15 protein-coding genes are annotated in these 13,681 nt (G+C 69.7%); 13 read left to right on the forward strand and 2 right to left on the reverse strand.

The features are described from left to right. The first annotated feature begins 9 nt into the window (after positions 1–9). Positions 10–798, forward strand: a complete 789-nt coding sequence (thiE, locus tag FJ887_RS16660; protein ID WP_140955642.1) for a thiamine phosphate synthase — start codon at positions 10–12, stop codon at positions 796–798. Further along, on the forward strand, positions 795–1,709 hold the full coding sequence (locus FJ887_RS16665) for a 2-dehydropantoate 2-reductase (RefSeq protein ID WP_140955643.1): 915 nt from the start codon (positions 795–797) through the stop codon (positions 1,707–1,709). Before thiE ends, FJ887_RS16665 begins: the two co-directional genes overlap by 4 nt. Here the strand turns inward: FJ887_RS16665 and FJ887_RS16670 are convergent. Further along, positions 1,663–2,457 (reverse strand): DedA family protein, encoded by a 795-nt coding sequence (locus tag FJ887_RS16670; protein ID WP_250786269.1) that lies wholly within the window; start codon positions 2,455–2,457, stop codon positions 1,663–1,665. The two genes, FJ887_RS16665 and FJ887_RS16670, sit on opposite strands and share 47 nt — an antisense overlap. Before the next feature lie 148 nt (positions 2,458–2,605). On the opposite strand from FJ887_RS16670, the gene FJ887_RS16675 reads away from it, so the two are divergent. The 4 genes from FJ887_RS16675 (at position 2,606) to FJ887_RS16690 (ending at position 7,114) form a co-directional block, all read left to right on the forward strand. Further along, positions 2,606–3,742, forward strand: a complete 1,137-nt coding sequence (locus FJ887_RS16675) for a sensor histidine kinase (protein WP_140955644.1) — start codon at positions 2,606–2,608, stop codon at positions 3,740–3,742. Further along, positions 3,735–4,433, forward strand: coding sequence for a response regulator transcription factor (locus FJ887_RS16680; RefSeq protein ID WP_140955645.1), 699 nt, complete (start codon positions 3,735–3,737; stop codon positions 4,431–4,433). The genes FJ887_RS16675 and FJ887_RS16680 overlap by 8 nt, the downstream gene beginning before the upstream one ends. A gap of 135 nt (positions 4,434–4,568) precedes the next feature. Then, the gene (locus FJ887_RS16685; protein ID WP_140955646.1) at positions 4,569–6,065 is read left to right on the forward strand and encodes an amino acid permease; all 1,497 of its coding nucleotides are present in this window, start codon (positions 4,569–4,571) and stop codon (positions 6,063–6,065) included. Between the two features lie 86 nt (positions 6,066–6,151). Further along, positions 6,152–7,114 carry an iron-siderophore ABC transporter substrate-binding protein gene (locus FJ887_RS16690; RefSeq protein WP_140955647.1) on the forward strand — a complete coding sequence of 321 codons (963 nt, stop codon included), beginning with the start codon at positions 6,152–6,154 and terminating at the stop codon, positions 7,112–7,114. A 27-nt stretch (positions 7,115–7,141) separates the two neighbouring features. Here the strand turns inward: FJ887_RS16690 and FJ887_RS16695 are convergent, their stop codons facing one another. Continuing rightward, positions 7,142–7,609: an NUDIX hydrolase gene (locus tag FJ887_RS16695; RefSeq protein WP_140955648.1), complete on the reverse strand. Its 468-nt coding sequence runs from the start codon at positions 7,607–7,609 to the stop codon at positions 7,142–7,144. 78 nt (positions 7,610–7,687) lie between these two features. Here FJ887_RS16695 and FJ887_RS16700 point away from each other — a divergent pair, with 78 nt between their 5' ends. The 7 genes from FJ887_RS16700 to FJ887_RS16730 all read left to right on the forward strand — a co-directional run bounded on the left by FJ887_RS16700 (position 7,688) and on the right by FJ887_RS16730 (position 13,650). Continuing rightward, positions 7,688–8,200: an SRPBCC family protein gene (locus tag FJ887_RS16700; RefSeq protein WP_140955649.1), complete on the forward strand. Its 513-nt coding sequence runs from the start codon at positions 7,688–7,690 to the stop codon at positions 8,198–8,200. Positions 8,201–8,216: 16 nt separating this feature from the next. Continuing rightward, on the forward strand, positions 8,217–9,041 hold the full coding sequence (locus FJ887_RS16705) for an alpha/beta fold hydrolase (RefSeq protein ID WP_137824654.1): 825 nt from the start codon (positions 8,217–8,219) through the stop codon (positions 9,039–9,041). A 99-nt stretch (positions 9,042–9,140) separates the two neighbouring features. Beyond that, positions 9,141–10,043 (forward strand): sulfurtransferase, encoded by a 903-nt coding sequence (locus FJ887_RS16710; protein WP_140955650.1) that lies wholly within the window; start codon positions 9,141–9,143, stop codon positions 10,041–10,043. Next, a complete protein-coding gene (locus tag FJ887_RS16715) occupies positions 10,043–10,522 on the forward strand; it encodes a SufE family protein (protein WP_140955651.1) in 480 nt (159 codons plus the stop codon). Before FJ887_RS16710 ends, FJ887_RS16715 begins: the two co-directional genes overlap by 1 nt. Positions 10,523–10,607: 85 nt before the next feature. Beyond that, the gene (locus FJ887_RS16720; protein ID WP_140955652.1) at positions 10,608–11,675 is read left to right on the forward strand and encodes an iron chelate uptake ABC transporter family permease subunit; all 1,068 of its coding nucleotides are present in this window, start codon (positions 10,608–10,610) and stop codon (positions 11,673–11,675) included. 95 nt (positions 11,676–11,770) lie between these two features. After that, positions 11,771–12,784, forward strand: coding sequence for a FecCD family ABC transporter permease (locus tag FJ887_RS16725; RefSeq protein ID WP_140955674.1), 1,014 nt, complete (start codon positions 11,771–11,773; stop codon positions 12,782–12,784). Continuing rightward, entirely contained in the window at positions 12,781–13,650 is an 870-nt protein-coding gene (locus FJ887_RS16730; RefSeq protein WP_140955653.1) for an ABC transporter ATP-binding protein, read from the forward strand. The genes FJ887_RS16725 and FJ887_RS16730 overlap by 4 nt, the downstream gene beginning before the upstream one ends. Positions 13,651–13,681 lie beyond the last annotated feature (31 nt).

Here is a 13,681-nt window from a genome sequence, read left to right on the forward strand (position 1 = left end):
GTTCCCACGATGCCAACGTCTCCCGCAGTGCAAGACCCTGTCACCGCCCCTGCTGAGCACGCGGGCCACCCGGTCGACCGCGACGCCTCCGGGCCGGATGCCGCGCGGACCCGTGCGCTCGCCTCCGCCCGGCTCTACCTCTGCACCGACGCCCGCACGCAGCAGGGCGACCTCGGTGAGTTCCTCAACGCCGCCTACGCCGGGGGCGTCGACATCATCCAGCTCCGCGACAAGGGTCTCGAAGCGCGGGAGGAGATCGCCGCCCTCGAGATCCTCGGCGATGCCGCGCGCCGGCATGGGAAGCTCTTCTCCGTCAACGACCGTGCCGATGTCGCCCTCCTCGTCGGCGCCGACGTCTTCCATGTCGGGCAGGGCGACCTGACGAGCGCGCAGGCCCGCACGGTGCTCGGCGACGACGTCATCCTCGGCCGGTCCACGCACTCGGTCGAGCAGGCGCTCGCCGCAGCCGCCGACCCGGAGATCGACTACTTTTGCGTCGGCCCCGTGTGGGAGACCCCGACGAAGCCGGGCCGCCCGGCCGCCGGACTCGATCCGCTGGCGGAGGTGAGCGGGAGTACGGAGAAGCCGTGGTTCGCGATCGGCGGGATCTCCGCCGGTGACCGTCTCCGGGCGGTGCAGGAGACCGGGGCGACGCGCATCGTCGTCGTCCGCGCGATCACCGAGGCGCCTGACCCCGCCGAGGCGGCCGCTCGGCTGCGGGCGCAGCTGGCATCCGCTGACCCCGACACGACCACCGGCACGACCACTGGCACGACCACGAAGGACGGCACCCTGTGACAATCCTCATCGCCGGAGCCGGGGCGACCGGCGGCGCCTTCGGCACCCGCCTCGTCGAAGCCGGACGCGACGTCGCCTTCCTCGTCAGGCCCGCCCGTGCCGAGGCTCTGAGAGAGACCGGACTGCGATTCATCGCCCCCGACGAGGACCGGACGAACCCGGTGACCGTGACGACAGCGGAGGAGCTCGCAGCCGACCCCACCCCGGTCGACCTCGTCCTCGTCGCCGTCAAGGCCGGTGCCCTCGAATCGATCATCGCCGACCTCCGCCCGGCCGTGGGACCCCAGACCCTCATCATCCCGTTCCTCAACGGGATGGCGCAGATCGGCCGCCTCGAAGCGGAGTTCCCCGGACAGGTGCTCGGCGGCCTCGTCAAGATCGTCGGCACGATGCGCGGGGCCGACATCGTCCAGATGACGGATCTCGCGACGATGACGATCGGCCGCCTCGGCGGGGGAGAGGTCCCACCCGCGGTCGTCGACGCGCTCGACGTCCCGGGCTTCCGGCTCCAGGTCATCGACGGCATCGACGACGCCCTGTGGGAGAAATGGGTGTTCATCGCCGCGGCCGGAGTCGTCACGTGCCTCTTCCGGGCACCGGTGGGCGCGATCATGGCCGCCGGCGGCGAACCCCACGTCGTGGGGATCATCGACGAACTCGAAGCCGTCGCCATGGCCGCCGGCCACCCGGTCTCCGCGCGGGCGCGCGCCGCCACCCTCTCGATGCTCACCGCCGAGGGCTCCGCCTTCACCTCCTCGCTCTACCGCGACGTCACGGCCGGACTGCCGAACGAGACCGAGCACATCCTCGGCCACCTCCAGACCACGGCACGCGACCTCGGCGTGCCCACCCCGCTGCTCGATCTCACTCTCGTGCAGCTGCGAGCAGGCGAGTTCGACCGGAGCGCGTGAGCCTCGAACGCTGCGGCCCCGGAGCGCACCGTCGTACCGCGACCGCGGCTCCGACCGCAGGCGCGGGGACCGCGGACTCGGGGTCTGCGGTGACGGGGACCGTGCTCCGGGGGCCGACGGTCAGGCCGGTCGCGGACTCGGTGTCTGCGGTCCTCCGCTTCACACGGAGACGGCGGACCGCCTCGGCGAGGGTGGTGAGGGTGAGCGCGATGCCGACGCCGAGGACGACACCCCACAGCGGCTGATCAGCGAAGACGGCCCCACCGAGAAGCCCGATGCCCGTCGAGTAGGCCGCCCACGCCAGCGCCCCGAGGACGTCTGCGGCGAGGAACCGGGGCAGGGGATAGCGGAGCATCCCCGAGGCGATCGTCGTCGCCGTCCGCCCGCCGGGGATGAACCGTCCTGCGACGAGCATCGCGCCGCCCCGAACGGCGAACATCTCCGCCGTCGAGGCGAGCAGTCTGCGCAGCCGGGCCGACCGGACCCACCTGTCGGTGGCGCGACTGCCGCCGCGGCCGACGAGGTGGGCGGCGAGATCGCCGAGGAGCGCACCGACGGTCGCCGCCGCGATGATGCCCGCCGCCGCCGGACTGCCGGTCACGGCGTACGCGGCGGCGGTGATGACGACGGTCTCCGAGGGCACGATCGGAACGAGGGAGTCGAGGGCGGCGACGACGGCGATGAGGAGATAGAGCCACGGGGAGGTCAGCGTCTGCTGGATGAGGTCGAGAGCGAAGTCCATGGTCATCGACCCTAGTGACGCAGCCGTGGCCGCCGGTACGAGGCGGAGCGCAGACTGCGGGCGGGCTCACCCGAGCCGATGATGCGGAAAACCGGAACGAGAAGTGAGGTCTGACCCCTCCAGACGCCCTGACCTGCGTTGCTACGATCGAGCCATGCCGTGGCCCGCGACGATCCCGCGCGAACCCCGCATGTTCCTGAAGCGGTGGTCGCTCTCCGTGCTCGGGGTGCTGTGGGGCGGCCTGCTCTGCCTGCCGCTGCTGCTCGCCGCATGCTTCCCGCCCGCCTCGGCGCTCTCCCGCCGCGTCCTGGCCTGGGAGCGGAACCGGCAGGAGCGGACCTTGGGCATCGTGCTCGCCGACGCCCGGCCGGGGCGCGGATTCTTCGCCCTGACCGGCCTCGTCGCCCTCCTCATCGCCGTGCCCGTGGTCAACCTCCTCACCGGCTTCGTCTTCGTCACCCTCGGCGCGCTCATCCAGGGCCTGTTCGCCGGTGGCGGGGTGACGATCAGCTTCTCACTGTGGACGATTAGCCAGCCGCTGCTGCTCGTCGGCGTCCTCTACGGGGCGGCGAACCTCATCGGCGCGGTCCTCCTCGCCGAACTCGGCAACTGGCTGCACGGGCGCATCGACGCCTCCGCCGGGCAGGTGAGCCGACCGACCGCCGTCCACAGCCGCATCACGGAGCTCATCACCACCCGCCGCGGGGTCGTCGTCGCCATCGACGACGAACGCCGCCGCATCGAACGCGACCTCCACGACGGGGTGCAGCAGAACGTCGTGTCCCTGTCCGTCCTCATCGCCCGGGCCCGCCGGGCACAGGACCCGGAGAAGGCGGCCGCCCTCCTCGACAGTGCGCTCGTCCAGTCCCAGGACCTCATCGACGAGATGCGCGAGGTGGCATGGCGGGTCTATCCGACGGCCCTCGACGAGCACGGGCTGGCGTCGGTGCTCACGCGCATCGCCGACCACTGCCCGGTGCCGGTGTCCATCCTCGAGCAGCCGGGCAGGCGCATCCCGCAGGCCGTCGAATCGGCCGCGTACTTCGTCGTCCGCGAAGCCGTGACGAACGTCGTCAAGCACGCCGACGCCTCGGCGATCACCATCCGCGTCCACGACGGCGGGTCCGCGCTGGTCGCCGAGGTGGTCGACGACGGCCGGGGAGGCGCCGACCTGCGCGGGGGCGGGCTCCAGGGCCTCTCCCGGCGGGTCAGCGCACTCGACGGCCGACTCGAGATCATCAGCCCCGTGGGTCAGGGCACGACAGTGAGAGCGGAGATCCCCTATGACTGAGCCCATCCGCACGAATGCGCCGACGCCGGCGACCCCTGACGCGCTGCGCGTCGTCCTCGCCGACGACGCCGTCCTCCTGCGGGAGGGCGTGCGCAGTCTCCTCGAGGACGAGGGGATCTCCGTCGTCGCCTCCGTCGATGACGGTACCCAGCTGCTCGCCGCCGTCGACGCCCTGTCCCCGCAGCTGGCGATCGTCGACGTGCGGATGCCGCCGACGCACACGACGGAGGGCCTCGAGGCGGCGCTGACGATCAAGCGCACCCACCCGGACATCGGGGTGCTCGTGCTCAGCCAGTACGTCCTCCACGAGTACGCGACCGAGCTGCTCAGCTCCGAATCGGTCGGTGTCGGCTACCTGCTGAAGAACCGGGTCACCGACATCGACAGGTTCCTCGACTCGGTCATGCGCATCGCCGCCGGCGGCACCGTCATCGACCCCGAGGTCGTCCGGCAGCTCCTGCGCACCTCGGAGCGGCAGTCGACGCTCGAGGCGCTCAGCCCCCGGGAGCACGACGTCCTCGAGGCGATGGCCGAGGGCCTGTCGAACCGCGGCATCTCAGAGCGCCTCTATGTCTCGATCAGCTCGGTGGAGAAGGCGATCAGCGCGATCTTCGACAAACTCGACCTCCAGGCGGGGGAGACGACGAGCCGCCGGGTCGCAGCCGTCCTGCGCTTCCTCGACCGCACGTGAGGGCACTCCGATCTCCGCTCGGGCTCGGATCCCGAAGCGCTGACCATTCTGCACGAACCGCTCGCGTCACCGTGATGTGATAAGAATGGCCGGGGCCCGCAACCGGGACCCGACCGAACGCGAGCAGGGGACACGATGCCACAGCCGACCACCTCGGCGACGACCACCCGGAACGAGAACTCCCGGGAACTCAAGCGGGGACTGCGGTCGCGTCACCTGCAGATGATCGCGATCGGCGGCGCCATCGGCACCGGCCTCTTCCTCGGATCGGGCGGCACGATCTCCCAGGCGGGCCCCGGCGGGGCGCTGCTCGCGTACGCCGTCATCGGGATCATGGTCCTCTTCGTCATGCAGTCCCTCGGCGAGATGTCGACCCATCTGCCCGTCGCCGGGTCCTTCCACACGTACGGCTCGAAGTACGTCAGCCCCTCCTTCGGCTTCGCGATGGGCTGGAACTACTGGTTCAACTGGGCGATCACCCTGGCCGCCGAACTCGTCGCCGCCGGTGTCATCATGTCGTTCTGGCTGCCCGACGTGCCGTCATGGGTGTGGGCGGCCGTCTTCCTCGCCCTCCTCACCGGCCTCAACTTCCTCTCGGCCCGCGCGTTCGGCGAAGGGGAGTTCTGGTTCGCCGCGATCAAGGTCACAGCCGTGCTCGCGTTCCTCGTCCTCGGCGTGCTCATGATCGCCGGCATCATCGGCGGCAGCTCACCGGGACTGAGCAACTGGACGACCGGGGAGGCGCCGTTCGTCGGCGGGTGGGTCTCGATCATCTCCGTGTTCATGATCGCCGGCTTCTCCTTCCAGGGCACGGAGCTCGTCGGGGTCACCGCGGGCGAATCCCGGGACCCTCGTCGCGACATGCCGCGGGCGATCCGGACCGTGTTCTGGCGGATCATGCTCTTCTACATCGGGGCGATCGTCGTCATCGGATTCCTCCTGCCCTACACGGATCCGTCGCTGCTGGCCGCGGCGGACAACGACGACATCACCGCGTCGCCGTTCACCCTCGTCTTCGAGCGCGCGGGCATCGCCGTGGCCGCGAGCGTGATGAACGCCGTCATCCTCACCGCGATCCTCTCCGCCGGCAACTCCGGACTCTACGCCTCGACCCGCATGCTCTACGCGATGGCGAAGGACGGCACCGCCCCACGGCTGTTCGCCCGTCTCAACGCCCGCGGGGTACCCGTCATGGCCCTCTTCGCGACCGCGTTCATCGGGCTCTTCGGATTCCTCACCGAGGTGATGGGCGACGGGGCGGCGTACACCTGGCTCATCAACGTCTCCGGTCTCTCCGGGTTCATCGTGTGGATCGGCATCGCCTGGTGCCATTTCCGCTTCCGTCGCGCCTACGTCCGCCAGGGCCATGACGTCGCCGCCCTGCCCTACCGGGCACCGCTCTTTCCCATCGGGCCGATCATCGCGCTCATCATGCTCATCGTCGTCGTCGCCGGGCAGAACATCGAAGCCGTCGTCGACGGCCGCGTCCTCGAGGTCGCCTCCGCCTACATCGGCCTTCCCGCCTTCCTTCTCGTGTGGGGCATCTACCGGCTCGTCAAGGGTCGCCCTGCCGGACTCGTGCCCCTGGAGAAGGTCGACGTCGGCGGACTCGAGATCAGACCCGAGCGCTGAGCTCGGGCACGGGTGGCCGGTGGCGTTCACCCCACGCCCCGTCATGGATTAAGCTAGGCTTGCCTAAACTCCGACGAAAGAGATCCATGCGCAGAATCCTCGCCCCCATCCTCGCCTCCGTCCTCCTGCTCACCGCCTGTTCCGGCGGCGGCGCCGACGATGCGGAGACGGCCGCGACCGGGGCCAGCGTCGACACGAAGTTCGGTGCCGTCGAGGTCCCCGCCGACCCGCAGCGCGTCGTGGCGTTGGGCTGGGGTGACGCGGAGACGGCGCTGGCGCTCGGCGTCCAGCCCGTCGGCGCCTCCGACTGGGTCGAATTCGGCGGCTCCGGCGTCGGCCCGTGGGCGGATCAGCTCTACGACACCCCGCCGGAGATCATCGCGACCCTCGAACCCGACTATGAGGCGATCGCCGCGCTCGAACCCGACCTCATCCTCGACACGAAGAGCTCGGGCGAGCAGGAGCGCTACGACCGTCTCAGCGAGATCGCCCCGACCGTCGGTCCGCCCGAGGGCGGCGACAACTACCTCACGTCCATGGATCAGCAGGTGACGATGGTCGCAGAAGCCCTCGGCGAGGAGGACAAGGGCAAGAAGCAGCTCGAGGACCTCGACGCCGAGTTCGCGGCCGCCCGGGACGCCAACCCCGAGTTCGCGGGCAAGTCAGTGACCGTGGCGGCGAAGACGTCCGAGGGCTGGGGTGCCTACATCAAGGGCACCGAGCGCGTGCAGTTCATGGAGAACCTCGGTTTCACGCAGTCGTCGACGATCGACGGACTCAAGCCGGAGGGCTTCACGGTGCCGGTGTCGGAGGAGAAGCTCGATGACCTCGACGCGGACCTCCTCCTCGTCTTCCCCATCTACATCCCTGACTCCGAGGTCACTGACGATCCCGCATTCCAACGGATTCCCGCGGTCGCCGACGGTCGCTCGGTCGTGCTCACCCAGGACGACGACGAAGTGCGGAAGGCGTTCTCGCTCAACTCCGTGCTCTCGGCGCGCTACGCCGCGCAGACGATGCCGGAGCTCCTCAAGCCCGCGGTCAAGTAGCGGCGTGCGGCAGGTGGCGCGAGAACCTCACCGCCTGCTCGCCCGCTTCGCCTCATCGGCCAGCCACGCCTCGAGTCCGACGTCGATGATGCGGGCGTGGCGGATCCGCGCGAGTGCGGGAATCGCGATCCACTCGGCTCTGTCGGTCGTGCCGTCGACCTCGAGGGTGCCGAGGCTGCCGCCGACGATCCGCGCAAGATAGACGACCCGCACACCCTTGAAGGGGCGCCCGCTGCGGCGGTGCTTCTCCGTGAAGCTGTGCGTCGTCAGCGGGCGGAGGAGTTCGGCGTCGAACCCGGTCTCCTCCCGGATCTCCCGCACGGTGCCGTCTTCGATGCTCTCCTCGTAGTCGATGCCTCCGCCCGGCAGCGTCCACAGGGCACGGTTGGGCTCGCCACCGCCGTTGAACCAGCTGAGCAGGATCTCATCGCTGTCGTTGACGATCACGGCGTAGCCGGCGACGCGCGTGTCGTATTCGGAGAAGTGCAAGTCCATGTCCACACCCTACCCATGAGTTGAGAACACCCTCGGCGCGGACTTCCCAATTCCCATCCCCATGCCTAGGCTGAGGCCATGGCCGACACGCGCGCAGCACGCTCCCAGACGACCTATCCCGGCGACAAGATGTCGAGCACCCGCGTCATCCCAGCTTCACCGGCGGAGATCTTCGCCGTGCTCGCCGATCCCGGCCGCCACCAGGACACCGAACCCGGCGACTGGGTGCGCTCGGCGATCTCGGCCGAACCGATCACCCGCGTCGGACAGGTCTTCTCGATGAACATGTTCCTTGAGCAGGCCGGCGGCGCCTACCGGATGGACAACGTCGTCACCGCCTTCGAACCCGACACGGCGATCAGCTGGGATCCCGGCCAGGACGACGGCACGGGCGACGTCGCCGTCGGCGGCTGGCGCTGGCGCTATGACCTCGCCCCCGTCGACGGGGGCACCGAGGTGACTCTGACCTACGACTGGTCGGGGACGACGCAGGCGGTGCGCGATGATTTCGGGGGCTTCCCGGTCTTCCCGCCGGCCTTCCTCGACGCCTCCCTGGCGGCGCTGGCGAAGACGGTGACAGGGCGCCGCTGACGGGTAGGCTGGTGACGTGAGTGAGATCGCCAGCAGACGCATCGGAGACACGGGGAAGCTCATCGTCTTCCTCCACGGACTGTTCGGGCGCGGCAAGAACTTCGCGTCGATCGCGAAGGCCCTGAGCCCGGAGTTCTCGAGCCTCCTCATCGACCTCCCCGATCACGGGGAATCGGCGTGGACGGACGCCTTCAGCTACGTCGCGACCGCGGATGCCGTGGCCGCCGCCATCACCGAGGCGACCGATCCTGAGGATCGCCCCGTCCACCTCGTCGGCCATTCCCTCGGGGGCAAGGCGGCAATGGTGCTCGCACTGCGCCACCCCGACCTCGTCGACCGCCTCGTCGTCGTCGACATCGCCCCGAGCGGTGGGGGAGACGTCGGCACATTCGACCACCTGCTGACGAGCCTCGCCGAGCTCGACCTCGACACCGTGGCCTCACGCACCGAGGCGGACGCGGCGCTCGCGGAGAAGATCCCCGACCCGACGGTGCGCGGCTTCCTCCTGCAGAACCTCAGACCGGATTCGGGCGGCTACGCGTGGCAGCCGAACCTCACGATGCTGCGGGCGAACCTCCCGGTCATCGGCGGCTTTCCGGAGGAGTCCGACCTCGTCGATGCGGCCACCGGTGCGACCCGGTTCCCCCGCCCCGTGCTCTGGGTCGCCGGCGCGGAATCGGACTACATCGACCGTGCACAGCTGCCGCTCATGCGCTCCTTCTTCCCCCGGACCACGCTCGTCACCGTCAAGGGGTCGGGACACTGGGTCCATTCGGAGAAGCCCGAGGCGTTCGTGACGGCTCTGCGGACGTTCCTCAACCGTCCGGAATATGCTGGCTGAACACGGCGTTGTCGCCACAGAGGACGCTGCCTCGACCGCCGAGGCGACGGCAGCGGCCTCGGACACGCTGAACTGACATCGATCCCACAGGAGGAACGCGTGAGCGCACCCATCGACCAGACTCCCAAGTTCGCCGACTACGCCGACGGATCCCGCCTGGTGAGCACCGACTGGGTGGCCGAGCATGCGAGCGATCCCGGCGTCGTCATCGTCGAAAGCGACGAGGACGTCCTCCTCTACGAGACCGGCCACATCCCCGGCGCCGTCAAGGTCGATTGGCACACCGAGCTCAACGACCCCGTCTCCCGTGACTATGTCGACGGTGCGGGGTTCGCGGCGCTCATGGCCGCCAAGGGGATCTCCCGTGACGACACCATCGTCTTCTACGGCGACAAGTCCAACTGGTGGGCCGCCTACGCGCTGTGGGTGTTCTCGCTCTTCGGCCACGCCGATGTCCGCCTGATGGACGGCGGCCGTGCGAAGTGGGAGGCCGAGGGCAGGGAGATGACGACCGAGAAGCCGCAGCGGGAGACCACCGACTACCCGGTCGTCGAGCGCGACGATGCGACGCTGCGGGCCTTCCTGCCCGAGGTCAGGGACGGACTCGGCACACGTCCGCTCATCGACGTCCGCAGCCCCGAGGAGTACAGCGGCGAACGCACCCACATGCCCGCTTACCCCGAGGAGGGCGCCCTGCGCGGCGGTCACATCCCCGGGGCGCAGTCGGTGCCGTGGGCGAAGGCCGCGAACGAGGACGGCACCTTCCGGACCGCGGACGAGCTGCGCGCCATCTACACCGACGGCGCGGGCCTCGGCACCTCCGACGACGTCATCGCGTACTGCCGGATCGGGGAGCGCTCGAGCCACACGTGGTTCGTCCTCCAGCACCTCCTCGGCTACGACCACGTCCGCAACTACGACGGATCGTGGACGGAGTGGGGCAACGCGGTGCGCGTGCCGATCGCCACGGGCACCGAACCGGGCGAGGTGCCGGCGCGCTGATGGCCGACGACATCACCACCTCCGACCTGCCGGACTCGCTGGCCGAGATCGTCACCGACTTCGCCGAGACCGAGCCGGCCGAGCGGCTCCAGCTGCTCCTCGAGTTCTCGAGTGAGCTGCCCGAGCTGCCGGCGAAGTACGCCGATCATCCCGAGCTCCTCGAACCGGTGCCCGAATGCCAGTCGCCGATCTTCCTCGTCACCGAGGTCGACGACCCCGAGAGCGGAGAGCAGGCGACCGTGCGCCTCCACTTCTCCGCCCCGCCCGAGGCGCCGACGACCCGCGGGTTCGCCGGCATCCTCTCCGAAGGCCTTGACGGGCAGTCCGCGGCGACGGTGCTCTCCGTGCCCGCGGACCTGCCTCTGCGGCTGTCGCTGACCGACGCGGTGAGCCCGCTGCGACTGCGGGGGATGAGCGGAATGCTCTCGCGCATCCAGCGTCAGGTTTCTGAGAGGATCGGCAAGATCACATCCGCATGAGCGCGGAGGCGGTTGGCTGAGCGACGCATGTGGGCTAGATTGTGGTTAGCCTGTCCTTAATCAATCGACCTCCGAGGATCTTCCGATGACTGCTCTCGCCACCCCCGCCTCGGCGACAGCAGACTCCCCTTCGAAGCCCTCGACCTCGACCGCACTCAGGGCGAGACGCGCCATCGGCCTCGTCATCGCGCTCATCGCGCTCGTCGTCGTCATCCTCGCCTCCCTCGCGATCGGCACGCGGGACATGCCGGTCTCGGAGGTCATCGGCGCGTTCGTGGCCCCCTCCGGCAGCGACGATCAGCTCGTCGTCCTCGAGCTGCGGTACCCGCGGACCGTGCTCGGCATCATCGTCGGCATGGGACTCGGGCTGTCCGGGGCGCTCATCCAAGCGCTCACCCGCAACCCGCTCGCCGATCCCGGCATCCTCGGCGTCAATGCCGGGGCGTCGTTCGCCGTCACCGTCGGCATCGGCTTCTTCGGCATCACCTCGATCAGCGGCTACGTCTGGTTCGCCTTCCTCGGCGCCCTGCTCGCGACGACCGGCGTCTACGTCATCGGCTCCGCCGGACGCACCCGCACGGTCGATCCCATCCGGCTCACCCTCGCCGGGGTCGCGGTGGCCGCGGTGCTCACGGGACTGACGAAGGGCATCCTGCTGACCAACGAACGCGCGTTCGACGCGTTCCGCTCGTGGGACGTCGGCGCGATCGCCGGCCGCGGCTTCGACACGGTCTCCGCGGTCGTCCCGTTCATCGCGATCGGCATCGTCCTCGCGCTGGCGCTCTCGCACTCGCTCAACGCCGTCGCCCTCGGCGACGATCTCGCCGCGAGCCTCGGCACCTCGGTCAACCGCACGCGGATCCTCTCGATCATCGCCGTCACCCTCCTCGCCGGAGCCGCCACCGCAGCGGCCGGTCCGATCGGCTTCATCGGACTGATGATCCCGCACATCGCGCGGTGGATCGTCGGTCCCGACCAGCGGTGGATCCTGAGCTATTCGCTCATCCTGTCCCCGATCCTCCTGCTCGCCTCCGACATCATCGGCCGGGTCGTCATGAAGCCCGGTGAGCTGCAGGTCGGAGTCGTCACCGCGTTCGTCGGCGCCCCCGTCCTCATCGCGCTCGTGCGCCGGAAGAAAGCGAGCGGCCTGTGAACCCGACATCAGCAGGCGCGGACACCAGGCCGGTCCGCGAACTCGTCCCCGGCAAGGGCGCGGCCGCGGGGGAGCGGATCGACTTCGGTCGGCCGATGGCCCGGGTGCTCGGCCACCGCATCGACGTCCGTGTCGTCGTGGCCGCCGGCATCGTCGCGCTCCTCGCCCTCGTGTGCGGCTTCTTCGGCCTTCTCCTCGGGGAGTTCTCCCTCACCCCCACCGAGGTGTTCGAAGGTCTCTTCGGAGCCGCTGACAAGCGCATCGTCAACACCGTCGTCGGCGAATGGCGGGCCCCGCGGATCGTCGCCGGCATCGTCCTCGGCGCCGGCCTCGGCGTCTCCGGTGCCGTCTTCCAGTCGCTGACGCGCAATCCGCTCGGCAGTCCGGACATCATCGGCTTCTCCACCGGCGCCTACACCGGCGGCATCGTGACGATCATCTTCTTCGGGTCGAGCTTCGTCTCCACCGCCTTCGGCGCGATCGTCGGCGGCATCCTCACCGCCGTCCTCGTCTACGTCCTCACGTGGAAGGGCGGTGTCCAGGGCTTCCGACTCATCATCGTCGGCATCGCGCTCACGGCGATGCTCAGCGCCTTCAACACGTGGCTGATCATGCGCGCCGACCTCGACCTCGCGATGGCCGCCGCCACGTGGGGTGCCGGCACCCTCAACGGCATGGGCTGGTCGACGATCCTGCCGGCGACGATCGCCACGATCGTCCTCGGCATCGCCTGCGGACTCTTCTCCCGCGACCTCGGCACGCTTGAGCTCGGCGACGACACCGCGAAGGCTCTCGGGGTGCGCAACGAACCCGTGCGGGCGGCGCTCATCCTCGTCGCCGTCGCGCTCGTCGCCGTGGTCACCGCCGCTGCCGGTCCGATCGCCTTCGTCGCCCTCGCCGCCCCGCAGATCGGACGGCGCATCGCGAAGTCGCAGGGCACGAGCCTGCTCATGGCCGCCGCCGTGGGCGCGCTCCTGCTCGTCGGGGCCGACCTCATCGCCCAGCACGCTCTGGGTGAGATCCAACTTCCCGTCGGAGTCGTCACCGTGTGCATCGGCGGCGTCTACCTCATCTGGCTACTCGTCCAAGAAGCTCGGAGGGCACAATGAGCGCTCACACCATGGCCGCAGACCTCGCATCCTCAGGGGTCGACGCCCCGGCGCCGCTGATGGCGGAGAACCTCGACCTCGCCTATGACCAGCGCCAGATCGTCACCGACCTCGATGTGCGGATCCCGGAGGGGAAGTTCACCGTCATCGTCGGGCCGAATGCGTGCGGCAAGTCGACGCTGCTGCGGGCCCTCGCGCGTCTCCTGCCGCCGGCGAATGGGACCGTCCTCCTCGACGGCACCGACATCACGAAGCTGAAGACGAAGCAGATCGCCAAGCGCCTCGGCCTGCTGCCGCAGAGCTCGATCGCCCCGGAGGGCATCACGGTCGGCGAACTCGTCGCACGCGGCCGCCACCCGCATCAGTCCTTCCTCAAGCAGTGGACGGATGACGACGAGATCGCCGTGCTCTCCGCGCTGCGAGCGACGAACGCCGAGGAGCTGTCGGCCCGTCAGGTCGATGAGCTCTCCGGCGGTCAGCGGCAGCGGGTGTGGGTCGCGATGGTGCTCGCCCAGGAGACGCCGCTGCTCCTCCTCGACGAGCCGACGACGTTCCTCGACGTCGCCTTCCAGATCGAACTGCTCGACCTGTTCGCGCAGCTCAATCACGAGCACGGGCACACCCTCGTCGCCGTGCTCCACGACCTCAATCAGGCGTGCCGCTACGCCGACGAGATCATCGCGATGAAGGACGGCGCGATCGTCGCCCAGGGCGCCCCCTCGCAGATCGTCACCGCCGAGCTCGTCCACGATGTGTTCGGCATCGATTGCAGCGTCATCGACGACCCTGTCACCGGCGCGCCGATGATCGTGCCCGGCCCGCCGAAGAAGACCTTCGCCGAACGCGCGGAGAAGGCCCGCGCCTGACGGGTGCGCGGCCGCTCAGCTGAATCCGGGG

Origin of the sequence: Brevibacterium sp. XM4083 (assembly GCF_006489205.2) — a bacterium.
Lineage (GTDB): Bacteria > Actinomycetota > Actinomycetes > Actinomycetales > Brevibacteriaceae > Brevibacterium.